The organism is Furfurilactobacillus curtus (genome assembly GCF_054657915.1).
Genome location: NZ_BAAHXU010000001.1, coordinates 1,804,409 through 1,830,805, shown reverse-complemented (window position 1 = coordinate 1,830,805; position 26,397 = coordinate 1,804,409). Strand labels below are relative to the sequence as shown.

The 26,397-nt window shown below is 44.7% G+C and carries 30 protein-coding genes and 1 other RNA gene; 8 read left to right on the top strand and 23 right to left on the bottom strand.

Going from position 1 to position 26,397, the window contains the following annotated elements; genetic code table 11:
- Positions 1-83 precede the first annotated feature (83 nt).
- On the bottom strand, positions 84-578 hold the full coding sequence (locus tag ACYQ0Y_RS08550; protein ID WP_407883316.1) for a hypothetical protein: 495 nt from the start codon (positions 576-578) through the stop codon (positions 84-86).
- Between the two features lie 365 nt (positions 579-943).
- Here ACYQ0Y_RS08550 and ACYQ0Y_RS08545 point away from each other — a divergent pair, with 365 nt between their 5' ends.
- On the top strand, positions 944-1,165 hold the full coding sequence (locus tag ACYQ0Y_RS08545) for a hypothetical protein (RefSeq protein WP_407883314.1): 222 nt from the start codon (positions 944-946) through the stop codon (positions 1,163-1,165).
- A 65-nt stretch (positions 1,166-1,230) separates the two neighbouring features.
- On the opposite strand, the gene ACYQ0Y_RS08540 is transcribed toward ACYQ0Y_RS08545, so the two are convergent.
- The 3 genes from ACYQ0Y_RS08540 to ACYQ0Y_RS08530 all read right to left on the bottom strand — a co-directional run bounded on the left by ACYQ0Y_RS08540 (position 1,231) and on the right by ACYQ0Y_RS08530 (position 3,968).
- Positions 1,231-1,452, bottom strand: coding sequence for a hypothetical protein (locus tag ACYQ0Y_RS08540; RefSeq protein WP_407883312.1), 222 nt, complete (start codon positions 1,450-1,452; stop codon positions 1,231-1,233).
- Between the two features lie 202 nt (positions 1,453-1,654).
- On the bottom strand, positions 1,655-3,199 hold the full coding sequence (locus ACYQ0Y_RS08535) for a BCCT family transporter (protein WP_407883310.1): 1,545 nt from the start codon (positions 3,197-3,199) through the stop codon (positions 1,655-1,657).
- Positions 3,200-3,389: 190 nt separating this feature from the next.
- Positions 3,390-3,968, bottom strand: coding sequence for a sugar O-acetyltransferase (locus tag ACYQ0Y_RS08530; RefSeq protein ID WP_407883459.1), 579 nt, complete (start codon positions 3,966-3,968; stop codon positions 3,390-3,392).
- Between the two features lie 163 nt (positions 3,969-4,131).
- Here ACYQ0Y_RS08530 and ACYQ0Y_RS08525 point away from each other — a divergent pair, with 163 nt between their 5' ends.
- Positions 4,132-4,683 (top strand): M15 family metallopeptidase, encoded by a 552-nt coding sequence (locus tag ACYQ0Y_RS08525; protein WP_407883309.1) that lies wholly within the window; start codon positions 4,132-4,134, stop codon positions 4,681-4,683.
- 302 nt (positions 4,684-4,985) lie between these two features.
- Here the strand turns inward: ACYQ0Y_RS08525 and ACYQ0Y_RS08520 are convergent, their stop codons facing one another.
- Both ACYQ0Y_RS08520 and ACYQ0Y_RS08515 read right to left on the bottom strand, forming a co-directional pair.
- Positions 4,986-5,801 (bottom strand): SPFH domain-containing protein, encoded by an 816-nt coding sequence (locus tag ACYQ0Y_RS08520; protein WP_407883307.1) that lies wholly within the window; start codon positions 5,799-5,801, stop codon positions 4,986-4,988.
- A gap of 19 nt (positions 5,802-5,820) precedes the next feature.
- Positions 5,821-6,141 carry a type II toxin-antitoxin system antitoxin gene (locus tag ACYQ0Y_RS08515; RefSeq protein ID WP_407883305.1) on the bottom strand — a complete coding sequence of 107 codons (321 nt, stop codon included), beginning with the start codon at positions 6,139-6,141 and terminating at the stop codon, positions 5,821-5,823.
- Between the two features lie 159 nt (positions 6,142-6,300).
- Between ACYQ0Y_RS08515 and ACYQ0Y_RS08510 the strand changes: the two genes are divergently transcribed.
- On the top strand, positions 6,301-8,079 hold the full coding sequence (locus ACYQ0Y_RS08510) for an ABC transporter ATP-binding protein (protein WP_407883303.1): 1,779 nt from the start codon (positions 6,301-6,303) through the stop codon (positions 8,077-8,079).
- 91 nt (positions 8,080-8,170) lie between these two features.
- A complete protein-coding gene (locus ACYQ0Y_RS08505) occupies positions 8,171-9,598 on the top strand; it encodes an MFS transporter (RefSeq protein WP_407883301.1) in 1,428 nt (475 codons plus the stop codon).
- Between the two features lie 142 nt (positions 9,599-9,740).
- Here ACYQ0Y_RS08505 and ACYQ0Y_RS08500 read toward each other — a convergent pair whose 3' ends face one another.
- From ACYQ0Y_RS08500 to ACYQ0Y_RS08470, 7 genes are all read right to left on the bottom strand, one after another.
- Positions 9,741-10,100: a hypothetical protein gene (locus tag ACYQ0Y_RS08500; protein ID WP_407883299.1), complete on the bottom strand. Its 360-nt coding sequence runs from the start codon at positions 10,098-10,100 to the stop codon at positions 9,741-9,743.
- A 25-nt stretch (positions 10,101-10,125) separates the two neighbouring features.
- Positions 10,126-10,746, bottom strand: a complete 621-nt coding sequence (locus tag ACYQ0Y_RS08495; protein WP_407883297.1) for an isochorismatase family protein — start codon at positions 10,744-10,746, stop codon at positions 10,126-10,128.
- Positions 10,747-11,020: 274 nt separating this feature from the next.
- On the bottom strand, positions 11,021-11,779 hold the full coding sequence (locus ACYQ0Y_RS08490) for a DUF1003 domain-containing protein (RefSeq protein ID WP_407883295.1): 759 nt from the start codon (positions 11,777-11,779) through the stop codon (positions 11,021-11,023).
- Between the two features lie 367 nt (positions 11,780-12,146).
- Positions 12,147-12,272: a hypothetical protein gene (locus ACYQ0Y_RS08485; RefSeq protein ID WP_407883293.1), complete on the bottom strand. Its 126-nt coding sequence runs from the start codon at positions 12,270-12,272 to the stop codon at positions 12,147-12,149.
- 105 nt (positions 12,273-12,377) lie between these two features.
- Complete coding sequence (locus tag ACYQ0Y_RS08480) at positions 12,378-12,911, bottom strand: GNAT family N-acetyltransferase (protein ID WP_407883291.1); 534 nt, start codon at positions 12,909-12,911, stop codon at positions 12,378-12,380.
- Positions 12,912-12,914: 3 nt separating this feature from the next.
- Positions 12,915-13,454 carry a GNAT family N-acetyltransferase gene (locus ACYQ0Y_RS08475; protein WP_407883289.1) on the bottom strand — a complete coding sequence of 180 codons (540 nt, stop codon included), beginning with the start codon at positions 13,452-13,454 and terminating at the stop codon, positions 12,915-12,917.
- Complete coding sequence (locus ACYQ0Y_RS08470) at positions 13,444-13,962, bottom strand: ASCH domain-containing protein (RefSeq protein ID WP_407883287.1); 519 nt, start codon at positions 13,960-13,962, stop codon at positions 13,444-13,446. Before ACYQ0Y_RS08470 ends, ACYQ0Y_RS08475 begins: the two co-directional genes overlap by 11 nt.
- Before the next feature lie 220 nt (positions 13,963-14,182).
- Between ACYQ0Y_RS08470 and ACYQ0Y_RS08465 the strand changes: the two genes are divergently transcribed.
- A complete protein-coding gene (locus ACYQ0Y_RS08465; RefSeq protein ID WP_407883285.1) occupies positions 14,183-15,358 on the top strand; it encodes a DUF998 domain-containing protein in 1,176 nt (391 codons plus the stop codon).
- A gap of 51 nt (positions 15,359-15,409) precedes the next feature.
- On the opposite strand, the gene ACYQ0Y_RS08460 is transcribed toward ACYQ0Y_RS08465, so the two are convergent.
- From ACYQ0Y_RS08460 to ACYQ0Y_RS08415, 10 genes are all read right to left on the bottom strand, one after another.
- The gene (locus tag ACYQ0Y_RS08460; protein WP_407883283.1) at positions 15,410-16,195 is read right to left on the bottom strand and encodes a tyrosine-protein phosphatase; all 786 of its coding nucleotides are present in this window, start codon (positions 16,193-16,195) and stop codon (positions 15,410-15,412) included.
- Between the two features lie 2 nt (positions 16,196-16,197).
- Positions 16,198-16,968 (bottom strand): CpsD/CapB family tyrosine-protein kinase, encoded by a 771-nt coding sequence (locus ACYQ0Y_RS08455; RefSeq protein WP_407883281.1) that lies wholly within the window; start codon positions 16,966-16,968, stop codon positions 16,198-16,200.
- Between the two features lie 27 nt (positions 16,969-16,995).
- The gene (locus ACYQ0Y_RS08450) at positions 16,996-17,895 is read right to left on the bottom strand and encodes a YveK family protein (protein ID WP_407883279.1); all 900 of its coding nucleotides are present in this window, start codon (positions 17,893-17,895) and stop codon (positions 16,996-16,998) included.
- Between the two features lie 160 nt (positions 17,896-18,055).
- Positions 18,056-18,307 carry a YaaL family protein gene (locus tag ACYQ0Y_RS08445; RefSeq protein WP_407883277.1) on the bottom strand — a complete coding sequence of 84 codons (252 nt, stop codon included), beginning with the start codon at positions 18,305-18,307 and terminating at the stop codon, positions 18,056-18,058.
- A gap of 24 nt (positions 18,308-18,331) precedes the next feature.
- Positions 18,332-18,931 (bottom strand): recombination mediator RecR, encoded by a 600-nt coding sequence (gene recR / locus ACYQ0Y_RS08440; protein ID WP_407883275.1) that lies wholly within the window; start codon positions 18,929-18,931, stop codon positions 18,332-18,334.
- Positions 18,932-18,953: 22 nt separating this feature from the next.
- Positions 18,954-19,259, bottom strand: a complete 306-nt coding sequence (locus ACYQ0Y_RS08435) for a YbaB/EbfC family nucleoid-associated protein (RefSeq protein WP_407883273.1) — start codon at positions 19,257-19,259, stop codon at positions 18,954-18,956.
- Positions 19,260-19,298: 39 nt separating this feature from the next.
- The gene (gene dnaX / locus ACYQ0Y_RS08430; RefSeq protein ID WP_407883271.1) at positions 19,299-21,218 is read right to left on the bottom strand and encodes a DNA polymerase III subunit gamma/tau; all 1,920 of its coding nucleotides are present in this window, start codon (positions 21,216-21,218) and stop codon (positions 19,299-19,301) included.
- Positions 21,219-21,327: 109 nt separating this feature from the next.
- Positions 21,328-21,414: signal recognition particle sRNA small type (ffs, locus tag ACYQ0Y_RS08425), an RNA gene on the bottom strand.
- A gap of 75 nt (positions 21,415-21,489) precedes the next feature.
- Positions 21,490-22,002, bottom strand: coding sequence for a nucleoside deaminase (locus ACYQ0Y_RS08420; protein WP_407883269.1), 513 nt, complete (start codon positions 22,000-22,002; stop codon positions 21,490-21,492).
- Positions 21,999-22,613, bottom strand: a complete 615-nt coding sequence (locus ACYQ0Y_RS08415; protein WP_407883267.1) for a class I SAM-dependent methyltransferase — start codon at positions 22,611-22,613, stop codon at positions 21,999-22,001. The genes ACYQ0Y_RS08420 and ACYQ0Y_RS08415 overlap by 4 nt, the downstream gene beginning before the upstream one ends.
- A gap of 224 nt (positions 22,614-22,837) precedes the next feature.
- On the opposite strand from ACYQ0Y_RS08415, the gene nrdH reads away from it, so the two are divergent.
- The 3 genes from nrdH to nrdF all read left to right on the top strand — a co-directional run bounded on the left by nrdH (position 22,838) and on the right by nrdF (position 26,327).
- A complete protein-coding gene (nrdH, locus tag ACYQ0Y_RS08410) occupies positions 22,838-23,071 on the top strand; it encodes a glutaredoxin-like protein NrdH (RefSeq protein WP_407883264.1) in 234 nt (77 codons plus the stop codon).
- Positions 23,072-23,155: 84 nt separating this feature from the next.
- Positions 23,156-25,321 (top strand): class 1b ribonucleoside-diphosphate reductase subunit alpha, encoded by a 2,166-nt coding sequence (gene nrdE, locus ACYQ0Y_RS08405; protein WP_407883262.1) that lies wholly within the window; start codon positions 23,156-23,158, stop codon positions 25,319-25,321.
- Between the two features lie 46 nt (positions 25,322-25,367).
- Positions 25,368-26,327 carry a class 1b ribonucleoside-diphosphate reductase subunit beta gene (nrdF, locus tag ACYQ0Y_RS08400; RefSeq protein WP_407883260.1) on the top strand — a complete coding sequence of 320 codons (960 nt, stop codon included), beginning with the start codon at positions 25,368-25,370 and terminating at the stop codon, positions 26,325-26,327.
- The last annotated feature ends 70 nt before the right edge of the window (positions 26,328-26,397 follow it).

Genomic DNA, 26,397 nt, shown 5'->3' with positions numbered 1-26,397 from the left:
TGTTATTGTACTGATCTCTTTAACGGCTGTCAATGCAGAGTGAAAGCCAGTCCGCTTTGAAGGCCGACCAGCCATAATTGGTCTCATTTGACATAGAAAATATAATCCAGCGTGGTCGGATTTTCTTCCGGTTGAAACCTTTGCGGATCATAACGCTCGTAAGCATAAGGCAAATGTTCCCAATCCGCTTCTGTCATCATGTGGCGCAGAATCAGTTCTTGTTTAGCAGCATTCATCGCCCGATCGCCAAACAAATCACCAGTATCAGGATTGCCGTTGACCCAAGCGATAGCGGCAGAACTAGCCGGCACCGTAATTGCTTTAAAACCATCTGGAACCTGTTGGCTCTTGCGGAACCACTTGCCAATCCAGTACGTAGGTGTTGCGCCATCAAAGACCAATAACCCAATTTTGGCAGGATCTAATGGCTTGTTGACCGTCTCCAGCCGTTTAAATTTATCAGAAGTTTCCCAATCCAACCAAGCATAGTTATAAGACCCTTGTTCTTGATGATCATAAGGTAAGCCAAATAGTTGGCGTTCTGGTTCGGACACAAGTTCACGATGTGTTACTTTCATATTCATTGATCTCCTTTAACTGAGAAGTCTCTCCTGACTTTAGCTAATCCACGTCAAGAATACAAGAAGGAGCGCTGAGCTTAATAAATTTAAAACAGACCTATTTACATATATAAAAGAGTTAATATATGTCTACTTTATTTCAATTATGCTTTTGATTTTTCAATCATCACTCATTGACCACAACTTTAGCTCAATCAGACACATTATTTGAAACAGTTTTAAAAGCGATGCTAGACTGAATTTAGACCAAGCCAGTTTCATTTACCCTCTTACATCACTTTCACACATGGTTAGTCATTACAAACAATCTTTTAATTACGTTGCGTCCCGTACGTTTAGTCACCTTGAGATCGGAGGTGGTGATGATGCTAGTGGTCCTCGTTAATCGACAAACGCAAAAACGGCAGGTAATTCATGACCTAGAGTCGATCGCCTTAGTTGATCACGATCATGAAGTTCATCGACCACAATACTACATCCCCAATGCCAGACAACAATTGACGGCAATCGCGTTTATTTTGACTAGAACTCACGATGATGCGGTTCAATATGCAACTCAGGATTGGGAATTACGCCACGATTGAATCATGGCGTTCAACGATCAACTGATTTCGACATACAAAACGCCTTGCGATTGCAAGGCGTTTTGTTAATGCTTGTATAAATAAGTATACGTTCCATCCTCATTTTTGCGGAAAGTAAACTCGTGGTCTTGTGTATCACTAGTTCGCCAACGAGTTACGCCGTAATGGATCGAGTCAGATTCTTGTAAACGCGTTAGCACTCCGCCAACTAATTCACGATCATCATTAAATGATCCGCGTAACACTCCCTTTAGCGCAGGTAGAAATTCATCCAAGTTGGTAATCATCCGGCTCACTCCCTTAGCTCATTCTCTCTTAGACCTCCTTTATTTTACCAAAAAAACCGGTTTATGTGAACACTATCACAAAAGGTCATTAAGTCAGAATGAGCTAAGTGTAAATTACAATGAAATTCACCGGAATGACCACGATGACACCAATTTGATTAATCAAGACATCAGTGTTGACCAACGTAAACTTGGCACACGCTTAAACCGTTCCATTTCCGGAAATTCTCGCTCGCATCCGTTCACGTCGCTCATTAGCTGGTGCAATCATTGCGGCCTTCTTCATGGCCGGATCAGTCGTCACTGCCTGGTAAATGGTCACCAACAACGCCATCGCGACAAAAATCAAGGGGAACCCAGCAATGGTACAGATCGCTTGCACCGTCGTGAAGCCACCAACTAAAACAATGCCTAACGAAAAGACGAGGAAAATGACGACCCAGGCCATCCGATTCCACCGAGTTGGCTGTTGCCGTCCGGTCAGTGTCAGGCTGGTGAAAGAAGCGACGATGAATGCTGACGAAGAAATAGTCGTGGCCAAAAAGACAAAGCAAGAGAGACAAAATAGTAACAACATCACGATTTTAAACGGTAAGGTCTGAATCATGGCTGCCAACACGGCTGCTTGTCCCTGCGTATTCAAAATATGCACTAAATCAAGGGTCCCCGACTGTTGTAACCATAGGGTGTAACCGCCGAGCACCGCATAAAAGCTCAGGCAGCCACCAACCCCATAGGTCAACATCCCAACGATGACTTGGCGAATGGTCTTTCCTCGTGAAATTCGCGCGATAAACAGGCCCATCACCGGCATGTACGCTAACCACCAGCCCCAATAAAACATTGTTTGTCGTTGGGCGAATCCGTTAACGCCGGGATTAGCCTTATTGGCCGATAATGCAGCAAAATGTTGAATCAATAAGCTTAAGGTTTGTCCTTCTCCATTAAGCAGACGCCACGTTGGCCCAACTAACAACACGATGATCAAAAAGCCAATCGCTAAATAAATGTGCCAAGCTGATAGTCGTTTAATTCCCTTATTCAAACCAGCATAGACAGTTAGCGCAAAGAGAATAAAGAGAACACCAAACAACGTCAGTTTTAACCAAATCGTATCTGCAACGCCAGTTAAGGCGCTGAGCACCTTGGCAATAACAGGAATCTCCATCCCAATAGATGAGCCAATGCCACCCATAATGCCAAAAACGACCAAGAAGTCAATTATTTGACGAACTAGATGACGGCTTCGACCTGGGCCGGCAAGCATCGGCATAGCTGAGCTCAATCGCTGAATTGGCAAACCTTTGACATGCATCGGATAGGCGATTGCAATCGTCGCTGTTGCAAACATCATCCACGCCATTGGCCCCCAGTTGAATTGCCCACACACATTAGCATAAACATACGCCGCTGTAGAAAATGGCTTGGCGCCAAAGGCAGGATGTTGTAAATAAGCTAACGGGTCCGTCGCACTCAGCATCAAGATACTGGCATCAATTCCTGTCGCAAAAACCATGCTCCCCCACTGAAAGCCACTATAGTCTGCTTTAGTACCCGCTTTGCCGAGCTTGATGTGGCCGTACTTCGAGAATGCCAAGGCCATAAAGAAACAAAAATTAACAATGTAAATCAATAGATATAACCACTCGGTGTGGCTTGTTAATAAGGTCAAAATCGCGTTCATAGATTGCTGAACGGCTGAGCCGCCAATGATTAATACCAATGAAACTAACCCAAAGAGAATCATGGTTGGAACAAAGACAGCTCGATCGACATTTTGACGCTTTAAAATTTTAAGTCGCTTCTTTCTTTTTTAAACAAATTTCTGGTTACCAACAAACGGGCACATAAAAACGCTATGCATGTCTGATTTTCATCACCTGCACAGCGTTTGGTCGCTCGATACAAATGCGATTAATCCATAATAAGGATTAATCCTAAATAGGGTTGTCACCTGGTGATCCACTCGGAACTTGTTTGATCACTCGCGCGGGATTACCTGCAATCACAACATTATCACCAAAGCTTTTCGTGACAACCGAACCAGCCCCGACGACCACGTTATCACCTAAGGTCACGCCTGGTAAAATCGTCACGTGTCCGCCTAACCATGCGCTATTGCCAATCGTAATTGGCGCACCAAATTCCACGTCGGCATCTCGGGCCACCGGATCCAGTGGATGAACGGGGGTATACAGACCCACATCGGGGCCAAAATAACAATGATGACCGATCGTAATCGGACAAGTATCCAAAAACGTATTGTCATAATTCGCATAAAAATGGTCGCCGATGTGAATATTCCAACCATAGTCACACTTAAAAGCGCTCTCGACAAAAAAGTCGGGACCTGTGTCAGCTAATAACGTCTGCAACCGATGATTACGCTTTTCATTGTCCGTTTGCGCGTTAATTTGTTGCAATTGGGCACGCATAAATTTGCGTCGTTCAGTTAGTTCTTGATCAAACTGCTCGTATGGCTCACCAGCAGTCATCCGCTCTCGACTTGTTTTCATAACTTTCATGTTATTAACGCTAGCACTCTTTCATTTTTCATGCAAAGTTCATTTGCGGAACAATGCCCGTTTAACGGCATTACCACGGGCATAACGCCCTTTACTAGCTTTTTTATCCGCAACCGTGTCATAATTAATGAAAACGTATTCACGGAGGTTAACCATGAGCCAAGAACCTGAATTCATGAATATCCAAACCGTCAATCCTCATATTATTGTCGATTTGAAATACGCAACGACTGACAACTTCACCCATCAAAAAATTTATGACTTTACAACTGCAATTGCGCGAACACCCACAGCTAAAAAACTCGGCACAGCCGCTAACCAACTCTATCAACAAGGCTACCGGATAAAGGTCTGGGATGCCTATCGCCCGGTCAGTGCCCAAGCTAAACTCTTCGAGGTTTATCCCGATCCACAATGGGTATTACCGCCTGATCCCAATAAAAGTCACCAAAAAGGGGTGACCTTCGATCTAACATTGACTGATCTAGATGGCAATGAGCTGCCGATGCAAAGCGCATTTGATGCATTTGGTGAGACCGCCCGACGCGCTTACCATCGCAGCCCTGAAATTGAAGCCAACTACCAAGTCCTCAACCGAGCCATGATTGGCGCAGGCTTTCTCGGATACAGTGAAGAATGGTGGGATTATCGCGACAGTAACATGGACGCGATGGGCCCAGCTTCCGCGGATCCGAATGACTTTTAACAGAGTGTGAGCCATCACGGGTGAAGGTGAGCACCAACGGACAAGCGTAATTGGGCGGTCTTGGCCCGGTTATGCTTGTTGGTTGGGCGCAACCTTCAGTGATGGCGAGCACGTTTTCATCAGCGTGTGAGCCAGGCCGGGTTGAGTCCGAGCAACAACAGACAAGCGTAATTGGACGGTCTTGGTCCGGTTACGCTTGTTGGTTGTGCACAGGACTCAGGTCTGGCGAGCACGTTTACACACAATAAAACAACCGGTCCGCTTCATAGGCGGCCCGGTTGTTTTATTGTGTCAATTAACACCTATTTCGTTTCCTTCAGTAGTTTGCCAATCACTGGCACCTGGCCAAAATCAGTGGCGCTGTCAGTCGGCACTACGACTAGATTGGCACTCGAATTTGCCAATTGAGCGTACGCATTAATCGACTGGTTAGCAAAATACTTATCCGTCGCGTTGCTAAGACCGGCCTGAACTGTGTCAATCCGATAACGCTCTGCATCTGCTCGTGTTCTAGTGGCTGTAGCTTCCGCCGATGCCGTAGCCATTAAGGCATCATTTTTGGCTTTATTGGTGAGTTGGATTGAGCGTGCTTCCCCTTCCGCTTGCGCGATCACTGCTACCCGCTGACGATCGGCGGTTAATTGTTTGTCCATCGCTGCTTGAATCGCTTTAGATGGGGTCAATTCATCAATATTAATCCGATCCACGTTAATGCCATACGTGTTAGTAAGATCGCCGATGGCTAGTGCCAACTCTTGATTAATTTTAGCTGTTGAACCCAGCGCTTCATTCAATTCCATTCGACCGATAATATCTCTTAGATGTCCACGCACGAGTTGCGCCATTGATTCAACCGAGTCGGTATTATCATATTGGTATTTCATGGCATTCGTAACGTGAAAGTTCAGCGTCAGACTTGCTGATACATCCGCATTGTCTTTGGTGATGATCGAATAATTAGGTAAGGCCAACGGTTCCATCGCCAAACTGACATTTCGGATTTTTTGAATCATGGGTACATAAAAGTGCAGCCCTGATTCCACACTATGACCATAACGACCTAGTGTTTCTACTAATCCTTGATTGTTTTGTGGCACAATTTTAATTCCAAATGGCATAAGTCATTCCCCCTGTATGTTAAACGCGTTTCAACGTTAAGATGTTGCCATTACTCTCAATCACCGTGTAAACTGCATTTCGATCCACCGACTCGTTGGCATCGATTAAATAGCGATAAAAAATTCCGGCAATTGAAACTAATCCCGTATCAACCATGAGCGCCGTGCCAGACACGGTTTGTCCAATAATTTGTCGTTGTTCAAAGGTTACTTTGCCCACACTAGTCCCTAGAACCTGAACAATATGCGCGTTCACACTACGCCCTTCTCGCCGTGCCACATTCGCCAACTGATCATAAAGTGCCTGATCCAATCGCAACAAGAAGCGTTTTTCGGCCATTTTGACCACTCCCTTTATATCGTAATGATATCACAATGATATCATTAGGTAACTTTTTTCTTATTTGTTAACCGCCCCAACCGCCTAACTCGCGAAGTACAAATGTTTGGCTCAAACCAGCGAATAGCTTACCGTTAGATCAAAAAAGGTAGGCTGCTTATGAAGAATCAAACGACGACCACGTCAGTCACAACGGGCCAGATGTTTCGTTTTGTCTTCGGTCAGGTTCTCAATCGACGTTGGCTATTAGGACTTAATGTTCTCGCATTGACCGTCATTTCATTATTGGAATTCGTCATTCCACAATATGAACAATACATCATTGACCACGTCATCCCTCGTCGTGACCTTGGCCTTTTAACAGAAGTGGTCTTAGGTCTCTTAGGCACCGCCATTGCCTTAGGTGTTTTAAATTATCTATCCACCTATTATATGGGGATCATGAGTCAAGGAGCCATCACCAACTTACGAACCGAGTTGTACCAATACACCTTGCGTTTGGATACGCACTTTTTTGAATCCAGTAAAACTGGGGATTTAATGGTTCGCTTAACCAGTGACATTAGCAATTTGCAGAGTCTCATCTCCGCGAATATGTTGTCCATGATTGGTAGCATCGTTACCTTTATATTCGTTTGGATCTATATTTTTATCATTAACTGGCAAATGGCCGTCGCGGTTACGTTGACATTCCCCTTGATGTTTCTTATCTACCGCGTTTTTCGTACACGGATTCATAACGCTTTTCGTGCGGCCCGAGCGTCGCAAGCGCAGATGTCAAACCAAATGCAAAATACCTTAACCCAAATTGATTTGATTAAGAGCTACACCAATGAAGATCTAGAGGAGAATCGCTTTGGTGCCTATGCCCAAACGAACAAACAGGACATGATCAACGCCACTCAAAACCAAGCAATTTTCTCTCCCTTGATTGATTTTGTAAACTACCTTGGTGTGGCAATCATCTTGGCGCTCGGGGCGTACTTTGTGATTCGCCGGCAGCTAACGGTTGGACAATTGGTGGCTTATCTGAGTTATGTGGCCATGTTACAGGGGCCAATTCGTGCTTTTACTCAAATCCTTAATCAACTCCAACAATCATTGGTTTCTTATGGCCGGGTTATGGATATTTTGGCTCTCAAGCCTGCCATTACCAACGCGCCTAACCCCGTGAACTTTCCTGCAATCAAGCAAGGTGTAACCCTAGATCATGTGTCGTTTACCTATCCAGACAGCGACGTTTCTGAAAATGGCCCGGTTTTGCCGGCGGTTACTGACATCACGTTTACGATTCCTTTTGGTAAAACCACGGCTTTGGTTGGCCACTCTGGCTCTGGCAAAACAACGCTAACACGCTTGATTGACCGCTTATATGACATAGATAGCGGCACGATTGGCTTTGACAGTGTCCCGATTAAAGATATCCGTCTAAGCTCGCTTCGCAAAAACATTGCGATCGTCTCTCAAGATGTCTACATCATTGATGGATCCATTCAGGACAACATTCTGTACGGTCGTGAGAATGCCACTGATGATGAAGTCTGGCAGGTGGCACAAATGGCTGATATTGCCGACTTTATTCACAGTCTGCCGGATGGGTTAGCGACGCAGGTGGGTGAACGTGGCGTCAAATTGTCTGGGGGACAAAAACAACGGCTGTCAATCGCTAGAGCATTGCTTAAGAATGCTCAAATTGTCATCCTAGATGAAGCCACCGCTAGTCTAGATAACGAATCAGAAAAAGCGATCCAACATGCTTTAGAAAACCTCATGAAAGCTCGAACTTCACTTGTCATCGCTCATCGTCTATCCACTATCCACAGCGCTGATCAAATCATCGTCATGGATGACGGTCATTTGGTTGAACAAGGCACTCATGAATCACTGCTAAAGGCCAATGGCGCTTACGCCAAGCTCTACAACGCTCAATTCAGCTAGCCACGATTATCAAGGAAACTTCTTCGCCAAAATGTCCAGTAGCGCTTATAGTTAGGTTAGTTAAGTGTTTAATAAAAGGCGGCGATCAGCGATGAAAAAGCAAAACACACTTCAAATCACACTAATTCTTGGCCTATTCTCGCTCATGAGTAGCATTTCTGGTTCCAGTGTCAACTTGGCATTACCCAAGATTAGCACTGCATTGGGTGTTTCAAATTCAGCTTCCGTATGGGTTTTACAAACCGGCTTAATCACGACCGCCATTCTACTCGTTTTATTCGGTCATTTAGGTGATTTAATTTCTAAGAATTTCATCTTCCTCTATGGTGGGCTTATCTTCATCATTGGGTCTACCTTGTCCGGACTCGCCCCAGCATTTTGGCTATTGCTGGTGGGACGTGTGGTTCAAGCAGTAGGATCAGCGATGATCATGGCCAATTCCATGGGCATTGTGACTGACGCCACTAACAACCAGCAGCGAGCTGAGGCACTCGCAACGATTTCAATGTTCACCTCGGTGGGCTCCATTTCCGGGCCGGCGCTGGGGGGCTTTTTAATGGCTGTCTTCTCATGGCGAGGTATCTTTTTATTTAATGTGCCGTTCGGATTAATTGTTTTATTCGTCGGTTTTCGTGATTTACCGACACCGCATGAAACACTGCACGCCATTCGTCAGTCTGCTCATGGTTCAAATTGGACTGGTCAGAATTTATTCACGATCGGGATGATTATTTTCTTTCTCAGCAGTCAATTTTTCCAGGGCACTATGAGCAATGTTTTGTTGGGTGTCCTTCTACTCGTCGTCGGAGGCGGAATAACCATTGCCGCCTTCATTCAAGATGATCGATCCAAACAACCCTGGATTTCACCACAAGTGATGCACAATCCAACCTACATGGTGTCGATTGCCACCTTATTTTTAACGATGATGGTCAATGTTTTCTCCAATGTTCTGTTAACATTTTATCTTCAAAATTACTCTGGTTTGTCACCACTCGTCAGCGGACTAATCATGGGACTTCAATCGGTCATTATGCTATGTGTATCTCCTTTAGCTGGCTTTCTTGCGGGACGGATTGATCGTAATTTACTAGCGCTAACTGGTTTAATCTTTTTAACGATCTCTCAAGTCGGTTACGTTTTGTATCCTGCTAACTTGGATTGGGAACGCATCATTGTCCCAATCTTAATTAACGGTTTCGGCATGGGCTTCTTCTTATCGCCTAACAATGCTCTTACGATGAGTGTCGTGAGCCATGAACTCTCTGGCGTGGCTGGCTCATTTAGTTCATTAGCTCGAACACTAGGGATGACCACTGGAATTAGTCTAGCTTCATCAGTCCTATTCATTCAACTTCCTGGCGTTCACCAGATCACTCGTACAGTCGGGCCTGCTTTCCTGCGGGCCTTCAGCAATGTATTCTTACTAGCGACTGGGCTATCTGCATTAGCCGCCATTCTAGTCATCTATCGCATGGTTAAAGCCCGCCAACAAAGAAGTGTTACAACCGCTAAATAATTTTTTTGCTGCAGGACAAGGTAGCAAACTTAGCTAACGCTGATAAACATAACCATCTGTCATACGAGTCAAAAAGAAAAATCCTTAACTCTAAAACCGAGTTAAGGATTTTTTCGTTGTTAACGATGTTTATATTTCAAAATTAATAATCAACCTTGACCGCTTTGATCTGTTCAATAAGGCCATCCATCGTTTTCACCGCAGCTTGGTACTTGGTCATATCGTCTGCACCGAACTTAGCGTTGAAGCCCTCTAAGCCACCAGCGGCAAATTCATACTCGTATTGGTAAACATCTTCGTAAGCAGCTGCAAACGCTTTTAACAATGGATGATTTTCTTCGCCGCCTAATTGTAAAGCCATTTGAATCACCCGAAAATCGGTGTACGCCATCTCAAACTGAACTGCCCAAGCGCGCATAAATTCATGTTGCGCCTGAATGTGTAGAAAGTGATGATCGACGGTCCATTGTAGTCGATCAATGGAATCTTTAACATCTAACATATCTTTGCCTCCTTTTGTCTAGTTATTAGCTTAATTTCAGGAAAACACCTGCTTCAGTCATTAAGTTAGTAAAGTCGGGTACTGTCTCAGTCCTGTTCCAATCACGCTGTAATTCACACGCTAATTGAGCAATCGTGGTCGGTTGCGCTCCAGCAGCGGTAACCCGTTGAATCGCAGTTTCATGCGCAGTGACTGAAGTTCCTCCCACCGCGTCCACAACCGGAAAGACCTCGAACCCTTCCCGCATTGCATCGAGGGTTGGAAAGGTCAAACAAGCTTCCGTCCATAAAGCGGCAATAATAATTTTGTGTTTACCCGTTGCTTTCACTGCATTGTAAAAATCTTCATCTTCCCAGGCATTAATTGAAGTCCGATCATATGATTTAACATTGGGTAAAACAGCCTTCAATTCAGGAATCGTATCTTGATTGCGACCGGTAGCAACATTAACAGTTGAGAGGATCGTCGGAATATGAAAGGCGTTAATAATTTTCTGTGTGACGACAATGTTTCGAATTAGTTGAGCCCGGTCCATCGAATTAATTGAATTGATTTGTGTTGGTTGATAATCGATCACCGTAAAGACGGTATCGTCAGGATTCATCAATTCATCTACATGAAAATCACGTTTTGGTTTACTTGTCATAAGTGCACATTCCTTTCCACATCAAATTAATTGAGCCGTGGGTTGATACAACGATTCCCCTACTGTTCTAATATTAAAATAAGCGACATCGAAATGAATCGCAATTTTTCGTACTTATAAGCTCGTACCAACTCAATTCAACGCTCATGGATACGCTACTCAGCATGCCTTGCCAAGTACAATAGTATTCACGATTAGGAAAAAGATTAGATTAGCGCGGCTTACAATACGATTGCACAAAAAAACGACCACCAATGGTAGTCGCGATCAAAATCTATTTCGAAGGTGGTAATTGCTGGTCAAAGGATGTCTGCAGACGTCGTAGTTCATTGACCTGAGATTCAATAGAACCCAACATTTCTGTTTGAATCTTTTGAATCGCCAACAGATTCGGCTGATCTTGTTGGATAAGATGATCGACCTTAGAATGGAGCACGCGAATTTCTTCTTCTGATTTCAAATTCACGTGATAGTCATTAATCGACTGTAACCGATCATATTCAGCCGCCCGATTTTGACTCATCATGATGAGCGGTGCCTGAATCGCCGCCACCATGCTTAAGAACAAATTCAATAGAATGAAAGGATAAGGATCAAAATGGACACCAAACAGGTGCAACGAGTTAATCACAATCCAACCAATCATGACCGTAATAAATGAAATAATAAAGGGCCAGCTCCCACCGAAGTGCGCGACAGCATCCGCAACCCGCTGACCAACTGTTAGTGAATGTTCCAATTGCTCCCGAACATCGATCGCTTGATAGGTGTCTTTTGCTAAAACACGCGTCAACTTTTGATTAAGCTTATGATTTTGCCGATAGTCTTTGGCAATCATTTGATCCATTTTTAATAAACGATAATGAACCAAATGTTCACTACAGATAAAATCTTGGTTTGTCGCCTTGGGAAAGTCCTGACGAATCAACGCCTTTAAGGAACCATCCAAGTCTTCTAGGAAAACACCATCTACTAGATCAAACGACTTCTGATCAACCAGACAGTGAACTGAACCACCGTTAAATTCTTGCATGAGAGCATTCCTCTCGCTTAGTTGCTAAATTTGACGCGTCCACAGTTAGCTAGGCGGGATCTATGTCCGTCTTCTGACTGCAAACACGCGGGACCATCGTCGCTGGTTGAACCAAGCTGATAATCTGTTGTAAACATATTGCCCACCTGCCTTTCCTAATTGCCAAGTAACTTACGCCCTCATTATATCGGCCCAACGCTTCACTTTTCAAGTCTTTTGCCATTAAAGAAAGCAGTGCCAAGCAAGCCGGGGGTATCGAGCGCTACCACAGACAACAGGTCGATGGAACTTGACAATGAAATCTGAGCGAAACAAAAAAACCACCACTTAATCGCGATGATTTTTCGTCTAAGGCATATTACATTAGCTATTCAGTCAAATCTTCCTTTAGTGTTTTTGTCCGCGGTGGTCGACGAATCGCAACTTTGAAGTCGCTCCAAATTAGAACCACTGCCGTCAAGATCATTAATAAAATTGCTAATAGGGTTTCCATCTAGCAAGCCCCCCGTTCCTAATAATTTAAGTGATTGTACCACGGTTTGCTCATGATGGGAATTCTTTTGTTTGAAATAAGCTTTAACTAATCAAAGCCACTCGTTTACTGACGCCAATCCGAACGCAACAATCCGTAGACATAACGATCTAGCCATCGTCCGTCAGCCAATAGTGCTTCACGATCAGTTGCTTCTCGTTTAAAGCCCACCTGCTCATAGACATGGATCGCCATGGGATTATTTTCGTTAACTGACAAATTAATTTTAAATAAGCCCAATTCACCGAATCCCCAAGTTAACAAACCTTCGATTGCTTCGCGACCGTAACCATGATTGCGTTGGGCACCCACAAAAATGCCAATTCCCAATTCGGCTGTTTGGTCCGCTAAGCTCACGTTAGTCAATTCAATCCAACCCAACGGCTGATCCGTCGATTGCAGACGCATCACAAAGATAAAGTGGGTCGGATTAGTGGCATTTAACATATTAATAAAACGTTGCGGCGAACGCGGGGTTTCAACGTCCCAAGCACTTAACTGAGCAAAATTATCGTCCAATTGATGGCGAGCAAAATAGGTTGCATCACCCGGATAAGCCTCTGTCAGCAACAAACGCTCCGTTTTAAATAAAGATTTCATTGATTAACCCTCACTTCGCCAATCATTCTGCAATAACCCATACAAATTCTGATCCACGCGTTGCCCCGATATGAAGCGTTGCTGTCGCAGTGTGCCTTCCTTATTAAAGCCGACATGCTCAAATAAGTGTTGCGCAGACAAGTTATCCGCGTTAATCCACCCCCGTACTTTATGCAAATTGAGTTGATTAAAGGCAATTTGTAAGGCGAGCTGGATTGCTTCTCGGCCGTACCCTTGATGTCGATTTTGTTCATTTAAAACGGCAATACTGAGCACTGCACCACGATTTTTAAGCTGCATGTCCGATAATCTTAACCAGCCCAACAATGCTTGCGTTTCACGAAGACGAACCATTAATGTCATCACAAGCGACTGCGATGAAAATTCTTGCACAAATCTAGCAGCGTCACGTGGCCATCGATTATCTGTCGCCATCGCAATCAAAGCAGGATCAAATTGGGTTTGTACCAATATATCAGCGTCCGTTGATTTGAACGCAGCTAAGCTAACCCGTGGACCGATGAAGTCATTTTCAATTACCATTTTCATTCATCCCCAAATCCGTTGGCGTCACGACTAACTCAAACACCTCACAAGAGACCGACAATTGATCGCTAAATTTAATCGCCTCCTGCGCTAATTCTTGTCGCCAAAACGCTTCATGTGCGCTCCGCCAATTGGCGAGGGTTCGGTCTCCTTCCCCCTCGTGATAGGCATGCTCAGCGGTTACTCGATTAAACGGCATTGTTTCTTGAACAACCGTCTTTATAATCGCCACCGGCTGTTGTTGACCATCCAAAACAATATCGTAATCCCCAACTTGTACCGGTGGCTCATTGATTGGGTCAGTAACGGCTGATGAAGTCGCCGTTTTAATGCCCTGGACCACCAATTGGGCTAAATCGTTAGCCATCTGAGGATTGTTGCCAAATCCCCACGGTTCTGGTTGCGGTAAAACAGGCAAGTCGTTACTGTTCAAAAACCGTTGCCAAAAGCTTGCGATCGTCGCTAATTTCACCGGATCGTGAGCTTGATCGAATACTTCAGTCATCCTTATCACACCTCAATTAACCTCAACTCATCCAATAAACTGGTTTTAAGATTAGATTTATATTAGCATACTCATTTTAATGTAATCAAACATTTTTCAAATGACCCGCTTCGTTCACTAAGATGTTTTTCCGTGGGGGTTTTCATGCGCAATCGTTTTAAAACCTGTAAAATGAAACACAGTACTTGTTTGACAACCATTCGTAAAAAAGGAAATCATTATGTCCTCAGACAATCATAAAATTGCACTACCAGCTGCTGTCATTAAGCAGCTTCGCCTTCATGTCGGCGACCAATTACAAATCACCGTGCCGGCTGATGACAGTCAACAGGTGACGTTAAAAGCCCAACACGCCACACGAGAACAACAGACTTTGCCGACGCGCTGGTTCCTAATTCCATCAATTTTAGCTAGTCTCATCTTTTTCGGTTACTTTGCCAGTCGTAACCAAACACAAATTGCGTTAACTGGTAATGACTCGATTGCTAGTGCCGTGATTACATTGGGATTGATTACCGGTTCGTTATCTTTTATCTTTTTTTACTTCATTCAAAAGCGCGACATTCAACGTTGGCTAACAGGTTCACTATATTGGCGCAGTTTTCCTACTATCCTACTATCTTTTATTGTCATTTTAACTGTTGCCGTGTTGGGATTTTTCTGGTTTATGGGGATTTTATTTAAAAGCGTCACCTTTGACCAATTTACATCTACCTTTCTCTTCTTTTTGTTCGTCAGTTTAATTAATTATTTGATGATTCTCTCAGTAACAGCCCTATCGGCCAATATGATTTTCCTATTGCTAATTTCCGTCATTGTTGGCGGTGCCCTATCTGCCATGATCACAAATAGTAATAAACGTTGGTGGGAACATAACATCAGCTTCTTGGGGACCCAAAAAGCCAGTTACAGTTGGCAATTTAATTTGACGTTGATTGTATCGGCGCTATTAACTTTGGCATTAGTCGATTTTATTTTTGTCAATTTGCAGAAACGCTTTGGCACAACTCGCCGACTCATCACATTGCGAATTTTGTTAACTTTAACGGCGCTTTCATTAGCAGGCGTGGGCGTATTTGCCAATAATGGCCGCGGATGGTTGCATCTGATCCACGATCAAATGGCTTCACTGATGGTCTACTGCATCATTGCTATTATTATTGGCATTCGCTACTTTCTACCCCGCTTAACGCCTGAATTCATCACGTTATCCTACGTCATTGGTGGATTACTTGTCACCGCCTCGTTACTATTTCAGCCGATTGGTTACTTATCACTGACGGCCTATGAATTAATCGGCTTTACCATGGCATTTGCCTGGCTGCTACTATTATTGCAGCGGCTCCAACGACTCGTCGTCGGCGAACAAGCCACCTATACCGTTACAATTGAATAATAAAAAATGCCACACCAACGTCTTCACAGACATTGGTGTGGCATTTTAGGATTATCGTCTAAACCCAAACAGACCGCGCCGTTTTGTTTTAATTTCTGAAACAATGGGGCGTTCTACGGGGTTGCCATTTAAAATATTTTCGGCACTGCGCTCAAAAAGTTCCGCTCGATCGGCGCCAAAATCTTTAGTCAACTTTTCAAATGCCTGCCGCATCTCATACTTACGACCGGGTAAATGATGGGCATCCGACGCTAACACATTGACTTGCCCAGCTTCAATGAGTTGGTAACTAAAGTTGGCAACTTTTTTGCCAAATGTCCCGACATAACTACTGGCCGTCAATTGAGCTAAACAATCGTGCTGTCCGATTAGTTCAAGGAGTAATTCTGGCTTAGCTAAGATGGCCGTATTGCGTTCTGGATGAACAATCACTGGGATCACGCCACGTTGCTCAATTTCAGCAATCATTGCCTTGGTGTAGGCTGGCACTTCATTGTCTGGAAATTCCAGCATCATGTACTTGCCAGTCTCGTCTGCATACAGAATATCATCTTGATCTATAGCGGTCAGTAAATCACCATTAATCCGCACTTCTTGACCAGGAAACACTTTTAAATCAATGCCATTGAGTTGTAATTGCTCAGCAAACTTAGCGGTGGCCGTTAGTACATCCGCCTTATGGTTTACGTAAACCCCATTGAGATGATGTGGCGTTAATAAAGCATGGGTCACGCCGTTATCAACTGCGTCAGCCGCCAGTTCTAATGATATTTCCATGTTCTTAGACCCATCATCCACACCGGGTAATAGGTGACAATGCAAATCAACAACTGCCATGATTATTTATCCTTCTTCGTCTCCGTACTCCCGTAACCATATCCGTAGCCATAACCGTAACCGTAGCCATAACCGCTGCGTTCTGATTCTCCAGTGCTATCGTTCATAACATAGCCTAACACGTTCGCGTGAGCCAAATCCAATAGTTCCTTAGTTCGCGATAAAGCAGCTTTATTGGTGACCCCGAAACGAACGACCAACACCACGCCGTCAACTTTAGCGGTCAATAGTTGGGCGGCAGTCACAGTTAGCATTGGCGGCACGTCAAAGACGACCATGTCAAAGTCATCATGCATTCGCTTAATCAAGGTGTCCATCCGTTTAGAGTTCAACAATTCTGATGGGTTGGGAGGCACCGGTCCACTAGTCACCACATACAGATTTTCAACAGGCGTCGTCTGGACCAGGTCGCGGTAATTTTCGACCTTGTTCTGTGCGAGGATGCTCGTCAGTCCATTCACATTTTCGACGCTAAACGTCTTGTGCACGGTTGGCCGTCGCAAATCAGCATCCACAAATAATACCCGTTTGCCTTGTTGGGCCCACGTAATGGCCAAGTTAGCTGAAACGGTTGACTTGCCTTCACTGGCATCAGCCGACGTAAACATGATGGTTTTTACAGGATGTGTCACTGATGCAAATTCAATATTGGTTCGAATCGTACGGAATTGTTCTGAGACGATTGCTTTTGGGTGAACAGCCGTGATGACTTTCGCCCCGTTTAGCATCGTGTCTTCAGAAAGTTTTTTTGTCTTACGATGAAATAATGCCATTTTTCTCTCCTTCAACCTATAACGCTGCTAAACTCGACTTGATAAATGCTTTGGTTCTCCACTACGGCCACTATTACTGTCAGACCGAGGTTGTAGGACATCAGCAATCACCTTGGTAATCTTCTGTTGACCAGAAATTCGGGTCACATGCCCTAAGTTAGTCAATCCCAGCATCTCATTCAAAGCTGCTTCGTCTTTAACCGTCCGATCAGTCAATTCACGAACAAAGGCAATAACCAGACCTAGCATTAGTCCAAGAACAATACCAGCCACCGTTAATAAAGTTGTACGTGGAGAAATCTTTGTTGGATTTGCGACTGCTTTGGAAACAATGGTCACATTATTCACAGATAAAATTGATTTAATTTGTCGTTTAAAGACCTGGGCCGTCACATTGGCAATCCGGGCCGCTTCGGCCGGATCAGTAGCTTTTACAGTCACCGCAAAGACCTGCGAGTTCTGTTGATTGCTGATACTAATTGCTTTTTTCAGTTGTGTTGGTGAAACGTTGTAAGTTTGCGCACTACTTGATCGTGTCACCGCTGGCTTAGCAGCTTGCACCAGAATTCGGGTGCCATCCGCATTCGTTCGATACTTGGCCTTTACCGCTGGTTGTTCCACAATTTTAGCAGGATGGGCCAGTTCGCGACTCACACCGTTTAAAATCACCGGATTCGTAATGATATCTTTGTAGGTCGTGATCATTTGAATATCCGCTTGTTGATCCGAATATTGCGCGCCATTGTTAGTACTGTTGTCGCTCTTCCGACTAACCAAAATTTGTGTGTTGGCACTGTATTTAGGTGTCATCACAAACGTCGCGGTGGCCCAAACGGCTGCCCCAGCAATAATTCCTAGTAAAACGATTCCCAAAAAGTGCTTCTGAACCACGCGCCAAGCCTGCATTAGGCTCATGTTTTGTTCCATAACCAAACTCCTTAATTCCTCAGATACTTATGTAGTTTACCGCAACCGCATTCTTAAAATAAGAATACAGCAATACTATCATACAAAAAAAAACTGTGAATTACTTTAAAATTCACAGTCGTTACAAAGAAGTAATATAAAAGTTATCAAAATAGATACTTTATTCATCAAATACAGAAGCTTGCAACCGACCGCGGACCTGACGAATCCGAGCCTCGCGAAACAATAATAAATATTTTTGTCGTGCTAAGGCAGTTTGGGCGATTAATTCACGTCCATTGTCATCCTCAACGACGGCATTTTGAGTTTCTGTTGCCCGATCCCAGACGCGCTTAGCATAATCGATATCATCCAGGAGGACTTCATTATATTGCGCGCGCATTCGTGAACGCCGATGACTAAACCACATCATTACTCCTCCATAAAGTGAGACCCTTTACATTTCTGTACGTCCTTCAACAGCTTTCAATAAAGTCACTTCATCCGCATAATCAATGTCGGAACCGACGGATAGTCCATGGGCCAGTCGCGTAACCTTGATTCCCGCTGGCTTAATCAACCGTGATAGATACATTGCGGTTGCTTCTCCTTCTGGCGTTGCGTTAGTGGCAACAATAACTTCTTGAACTTCGCTGTGCTCCTGCAAGCGTTTAACTAAACTGGTGATATTGATATCCTCAGGTCCCTTGCCTTCAATTGGCGAAAGCACCCCATGCAAGACATGATACAATCCATGATACTCACGCATTGCTTCCATCGACATGATGTCCTTGGGTTCTTCAACCACCAAAATGGTTGTCTGGTCGCGGGTCTTATCCGAACAAATGACACACGGATCCGCTTCCGTAATATTGCCACAAATCGAACAAAAATGCAGATCACGCTTCGCTGAAATTAAGGATTTCGCAAAACCAGTGACATCATCACTATCCATATCAATCGTGTAAAAAGCCAACCGGGTGGCTGTTTTGGCTCCAATTCCTGGCAACTTCATATAGCTTTCAATCAGTTGGGCAATTGGCTCTGGGTAATCCATTCTCTACCTCACTTACACCTGACTACAGGCCCATACCACGGGAATATTTCCCCATGGTGGCTTGCGTCGCTTCATCAATTTGGCTCATGGCATCGTTAACCGCTGCCAGTACCATGTCAGCCAACATATCGGGATCATCTGGGTCGATTGCAGCTGGGTTGACGACCAAATCAGTCATCTTGTGTTCCCCAGTAAAGGTTGCCGTCACTAAATCATCAGGTGCTTTGCCGGTAAACGTCTGCGCGTTTAATTTTTCCTGATCGACCTTCATTTGTTTTTGCATCTTTTGTGCTTGACGCATCAAGCTTTGCATATTGCCACCCATCATAAGTTGTTACCTCCATAAAATGTTTTTAACGACATTACCTTAATCATCTTTAACGGTCACATTATCGGCGCCAAAAATTGCTTGGGCTTTAGCAACAATATCATTCACTGGTTCACTAATGCCATCATTTTCTTCATCAGTCGACTGGACATCCTCAGAACTACCCACGTTTGGCGCAGTTGCCATCGAATCAGCCGTTGTCACAACAGCTTGCGAACTGGCTGACGTGTTATTCGTGTCACTACCAGTAGTTAATTCGTCTTTGTGATCAGTTAAGAAATCCTTGCGAATCTGCGGCCACTGGTCCTCTGGTACGAATAAAACCGTTGTCACTTCACCCGTCAATCGATTAAGATCATCCTGCAAGGTTTGTCGAAGTTCATCATCGCTGGCCGCCTTATCAAAGAAAAACGAATAACTAAAGGAGACGATAACTCCTTCGCCACTGGCGGCTACTGGCTTGGAGACATTCATCATCGCACGCTGCGTGATGGGTAACATCCCCAACAATTGATCCCAGACCTCCCGCATCGCATCTAGGTCACGCTTAGTTGCTGACCGTAGCACCGGATAAATTTTAGCCAAATTGACGCCACTTCCTTGATGGCTAGCTGGGGACGCTGGTTTAGCTTTAGCTTGTCCGGCTGACTTAGCTGATCGGACTGGTGATGAACTAGCTGACATCGAAGTAGTTGTAGCTGTGCTATCGTCAGGAGTAGCTTGGACAATGGCTGTTTTGGTAGCTGGTTCACTCATCAATTGCGCTAACTGTTGTTTGAGCACGGTGACCTGTTGTTGCAGTGCGACAACCGATGCTGAATCGGTCGTTGACGTTGCTGGCGTCGCGCCATCTGTAATGGGGACTGACTGATCAGCATGTGCTTTAATCTGCGCCAATTTTACCGTTAAGACTTCCAAATAGACATCTGGATGCGTGGTAAACCGTAACTGTGTGGAAACCTCATTCAGCGCGTTGATCATTTGATAGAACACATCAGGCGCTGTTGACTGGCTCAATTGCTGAAACGCTTCATTGTTTCGATCACTGCCGGTCACCATCGCGGGGGCTTCTTGGTACAACAACAAGTCACGCACATAGCTAATTAAATCTTCGACAAAGCGGCCCGCGTCTTTCCCATCATCGAGAACTTTCTGCAGTGCGGCTAACCCAGCGGTCGGATCGTGGTCAACAACTTTTGCGACGTAATCAGTCAACAGTGACTCTGTCACACTCCCCGTGACTAGCAAGGCATTAGTTAGGGTTACGATATTGTCGCCAAAGGAAAGGGTCTGATCTAAAATGCTCAAAGCATCGCGCATGCCACCTTCAGCCGCATTAGCAATAACGCGTAAGGCATCAGCCTCGTAACTCACTTGTTTTTGGTCCAAGATAAACGTCATGCGATCGATCGCTTCTTGAGCTGTGATCCGTTTAAAATCAAACCGTTGCGTGCGCGAGATAATCGTCGCCGGAATTTTTTGTGGTTCTGTGGTCGCCAAGATAAAGATCACGTTAGCTGGCGGTTCTTCGAGCGTTTTCAATAGGGCATTGAAGGCGCCAGTAGATAACATATGAACTTCATCAATGATATAGATTTTATAGGTTGCTTGAGTTGGCGCGTATTTCGCCTTATCCCGAATATCACGAATCTCTTCAACACCATTATTAGAAGCCGCATCAATTTCGATAACATCATTCAAGGTGCCATCCGTAATTGCCTGACAAATTTCACAATGGTTACACGGTTCCCCGTCCTGCTGGTTGGGACAGTTAATCGCCTTGGCAAAAATCTTCGCCGCTGACGTCTTTCCGGTCCCCCGCGGGCCACAAAAAAGATAGGCGTGACTAGTCTGATTCGTCATAATGGCATTTTTTAATGTTTGCGTAATGACTTGTTGCCCAACAATTTCGTCAAATCGTTGCGGTCGCCACACGCGATAAAGTGCCTGATAGCTCATGCGATCCGTCTCCATTCTCCGATTAAACCAACAAAATTCTCTTAACAGTATACTGGTTTTTGACGTAAATAAAAAGCGTTCAGCCCATGGCCAAACGCGTTAATGTCTTATAAACATGAAGCACAAACCGCCGCAGACTTAGTGCTGCTACCTTCCGGTCCTGACACAATTCGTGAGGGCGACCTTGCCTCATGGCCTTTCGGCAACTATATATACTACCTTACTCATCCCAAAATTGCCACCACTTTGTCCGAAAACATCCCGATAAAAATTAATGTTGTCGCGGCTTAGGCTTACCACGCCCCAAACGAATTGCTTTAAAGAACGTTTGCATCAAACCACTAGCAGCTTCAGCCATGATGCCTTCATGAACCTCAACTTGATGATTGAACCGCCCATCCTCCAGCAATTGGTAAAGCGAACGCACCGTTCCAGCTTTAGGGTCGCGAGCGCCAAAATAGACCGCGCCAACCCGCGCATTAATGATTGCGCCACTACACATCGGACATGGCTCAATGGTGACAAATAACTGACAGTCCGACAAACGCCACGTCTTTAACGTGTGATTGGCTTCACTGATGGCCATTATCTCAGCATGTAAAGTGGCATCTTGGGCGTGCTCCCGCAAATTATATCCGCGACCAACAATTTGGCCTTCATGCATCACGACCGCGCCAATGGGAACTTCGCCCACGCTACCAGCAATCCGTGCCTGCGCCAAAGCTTCTCGCATGCCAAAGTCAATTTGGTCGTCTGTCAATTCGATGCTTTGACGATTGCTCATGCCGCTGGCTCCGTCAAAACTGACCGCAAGATATAGTAGCCTTTATCTTTTTTGACCACTTCACAATTACCAAACGTCGCGGCCATTAGTTTCTTTGCCGATGGTGCGCCTTGCTTTTTTTGTAGCACCACCGTTAAGGCACCACCAATAACTAAATGACCTTGGGCACCGGTGATCATATCGTCAACAATTTGCTTGCCAGCCCGCACCGGCGGATTCGTTAAAATCGCTGCGTACTGTTCGGTGACCGCTTCATAACGATCTGACGTAAAGATGTGAGTATTGGTTAATTGATTTTGTATTGCATTTCGCCTGGCCAGCGCTAGCGCACGCTCGTTAACATCGACTAAATCAAGTTGTCGCTCCGGGTAGGCTGCAGCCACTGCTAGCCCAATTGGGCCGTAACCACATCCGAGATCTAAAACCTTACCTGACGGAACGTGGTCTAGATCAACGGTGCTTAATAAAACACGTGAACCATAGTCAACCGTGCGCTTTGAGAAAACACCATTGTCCGTGGTGAAATGCAATTCGTGACCTAATAATTGAAAATTCCACGTCGCTTCGTGGTGGACTGTCTCCGGATTTGGCGTATAATAATGATTATTCATTGCTTGTCATTGACCTCATTTCTGATTTTATTTTACGGGATTGACGCTCACTTGCAACGCGAAAAAAATTTAAAATCGACCAGCCTTACTCGCACACCATATCTTGTGGTCATCTTCAAAAAGACGACACAAAATGTGGTGTTTTTAGTTGCATTTACGGTGGCAGACTTTATACTAATAGTCATCAAGAAGTAATTTACACCCGCAGAGAGGAAGTGGCCATTATGGCTAAAGTAACGGTTTTTACGAAGGATAATTGCATTCAATGTAAGATGACAAAGCGTTTCTTGACCGAACACAACGTGGAGTTTGAAGAACGTAATATTAATCAGCACCCTGAATTAATCGACTACTTAAAGGGTCGAGGCTTTCAAGCAATGCCAGTGGTTGATGCGAATGGTTTGGATGCTGTCTCTGGTTTCCGACCAGACGTACTTGCTCGCCTTGCGACCGCATAGTTAAAGACACAAGTCGTAATTTCTGGCGCACGTGAACGTTGCGTGCGTCTTTTCTTTTAACAAAAATCTGGAGGCGTGGCTGGCATGGCTTTAAAAGACTTAACTGATGTGACTTATTACGACCTAAATAACGAGATTAACATTCCGGTGAACGGTCAAATTCAACTCGACAAGGACCAACAAGCCCTCGATGCGTTCATCAATGAAAACGTCAAACCCAATACAATGACGTTTGGTTCGTTGCGGGAACGTTTCGACTACTTATTAGATCATGAATACATCGAACGGGACTTCTTCGAGAAATACGATTTTGCCTTTGTCGAAAAGTTATACGACTACTTACGCGCCCAAAATTTCCACTTCAAGACCTTTATGGCTGCTTACAAATATTATGCGCAATACACCTTACGGACCAATGATAACCAAACCTATTTAGAAAATTTCATTGATCGAGTCGCCATGAATGCCCTTTTCTTTGCCGACGGCGATGAACAATTAGCCATGGATTTAGCTGATGAAATCATCCATCAGCGTTACCAACCGGCCACCCCTAGTTTCCTAAATGCCGGCCGGGCCCGCCGCGGTGAATTAGTCTCCTGTTTTGTCTTATCTTTAACCGATGACATGAACTCGATCGGACGGGGCATTAACTCTGCACTTCAGTTGTCTAGAATTGGTGGCGGCGTTGGCATTAACCTGTCAAACTTACGGGAAGCTGGCGCCTCCATCAAAGGCATCGCCAACGCTGCTTCTGGCGTCGTACCAGTCATGAAGTTGTTGGAGGATTCTTTTTCCTATTCGAATCAATTAGGCCAACGCCAAGGTGCCGGGGTCGCTTATCTATCTGTCTTTCATCCTGACATCATCGGCTTTTTGGGGACGAAGAAAGAAAACGCCGATGAAAAAGTTCGAGTCAAAACGCTCTCATTAGGGGTTACAATTCCTGATAAGTTCTATCAGTTAGTCGCTGATGACGCTGACATGTACCTCTTTTCACCGCAAAGTGTCGAAAAAGAGTACGGCACACCATTTTCTTACGTGGATATCACCAAAGAGTACGATAACTTGGTGGCCAACCCGAACATCAATAAAAAGAAAATTCGCGCCCGAACTTTGGAAACAGAAATCAGTAAGTTACAGCAAGAATCCGGCTACCCATACGTAGTTAACATTGACACGGCTAACATGCATAACCCGATTGATGGCAAAATCATCATGAGTAACTTGTGTTCTGAAATTCTCCAAGTCATGACGCCTTCAACCCTTAACAACAAACAAGAATATGAAGTTTTGGGAAAAGATGTCAGTTGTAACCTTGGTTCCACTAACATCGTTAACTTGATGGCCTCACCTGATTTCGGCCACTCCGTTGAAGCGATGGTCCGCGCCCTCACCTACGTCACAGACCACAGTGATATCGACGTGGTGCCTAGTGTACAATACGGCAACGACCAGAGTCATGCGATTGGTTTGGGTGCCATGGGGTTACATGCTTACTTTGCCAAAAATCATATGCAATATGGTGATGAAGATGCCCTAGATTTCACTAAAGTGTACTTCATGCTACTCAACTACTGGTCTCTAAAAGCCTCCAACAAAATTGCCGCCCAACGTCATCAAACTTTTGGTGGTTTTGAAAAATCAGATTACGCAAATGGCAGTTACTTTGACAAGTACATCAGCGAAGATTGGGGACCAAGCCGCCAAAAAGTTGCCAAGTTGTTTGACGGAATCTTCATCCCAACTAAGGCGGATTGGGCCGCGCTAAAAGAAGCTATCATGACGGACGGCTTGTATCACCAAAACCGCATGGCAATCGCCCCAAATGGTTCCATTTCTTACATCAATGACACGACAGCCAGTCTGAATCCGATCGTAAACCGCATCGAAGAACGTCAGGAAAAGAAAATCGGCAAGATTTATTACCCAGCCCCATATCTGTCTAATGACACGATGCCATATTACAAGTCTGCTTATGACATTGACATGCGAAAAGTCATTGATGTGTACGCGACCGCCCAAGAACACATCGATCAGGGCATGGCCTTAACCTTGTTCATGCGGTCAACCATCCCAGCAGGCCTATACGATTGGAAAGCTGGTCGCACCGATAAAATGACTACTCGAGACCTCAACATTCTTCGTTACTACGCTTGGAAAAAAGGTTGTAAGTCGGTTTACTATGTCCGGACATTCACGGATAATGATGGTGAAGTCGGTGCTAATGAATGTGAAAGTTGCAGTATCTAAAAGTTAATCCAGATTAAGCGACTGCCAGCGAGTAAGGAGAGTTTTTATGGAAAACGGTTATTATAAGGCCATTAACTGGAATCAAGTTTCAGATGAAATTGACAAAGCAACGTGGGAAAAGTTAACGGAACAATTCTGGTTAGACACACGGATCCCCGTTTCTAATGACATGGACGACTGGCGCACCTTAGATGACGATCATAAATGGGTCGTCGGTCACGTCTTTGGTGGCTTAACCTTGTTAGATACGTTGCAGTCTCAAGATGGGATGGCTGCCTTACGTCGTGACGTGCGAACGCCTCACGAGACGGCGGTCTTAAACAACATTCAATTCATGGAATCCGTCCATGCCAAGAGTTATTCCACCATTTTCGAAACATTGAACACGCCTGATGAAATTGATGAAATTTTTGATTGGAGTGACTCAGAAGACCTATTACAAAACAAAGCCAAACGGATCTACACGTTATATCATGACGACGGAAATCCGTTGAAGAAAAAGATTTCCAGTGTCTTCTTGGAAACATTCTTATTCTACTCTGGCTTCTACACACCGTTGTACTACCTAGGCCACAATAAGTTAAACAACGTGGCGGAAATTATTAAATTGATTTTACGGGATGAATCCGTGCACGGTACCTATATCGGCTACAAATTCCAGCTGGCAATGAAAGACCTGACTGACAATCAACAGCAAGAACTCAAGGACTGGATGTATGACTTCTTGTACTATCTTTATGACAATGAAGAAAAGTACACTCACCTTGTCTACGATCGCGTTGGCTGGGCCGACGATGTCTTGAAGTTCATCCGTTACAATGCCAATAAAGCCTTGATGAATTTAGGTCAAGAACCGCTCTTCCCTGAAGGCGCCGAAGATGTAAATCCCGTCGTCATGAATGGTATTTCCACTTCCACCTCTAACCACGACTTCTTCAGTCAAGTCGGTAACGGTTACCGACTCGGCAATGTTGAAGCGATGGACGATAACGACTACAAGATATAAAAACCGCCTCATAAAAAGGCGACCGGCCTGCTCAGTCCAAGAGCAAGCTGGTCGCCTTTTTTAGGTTACA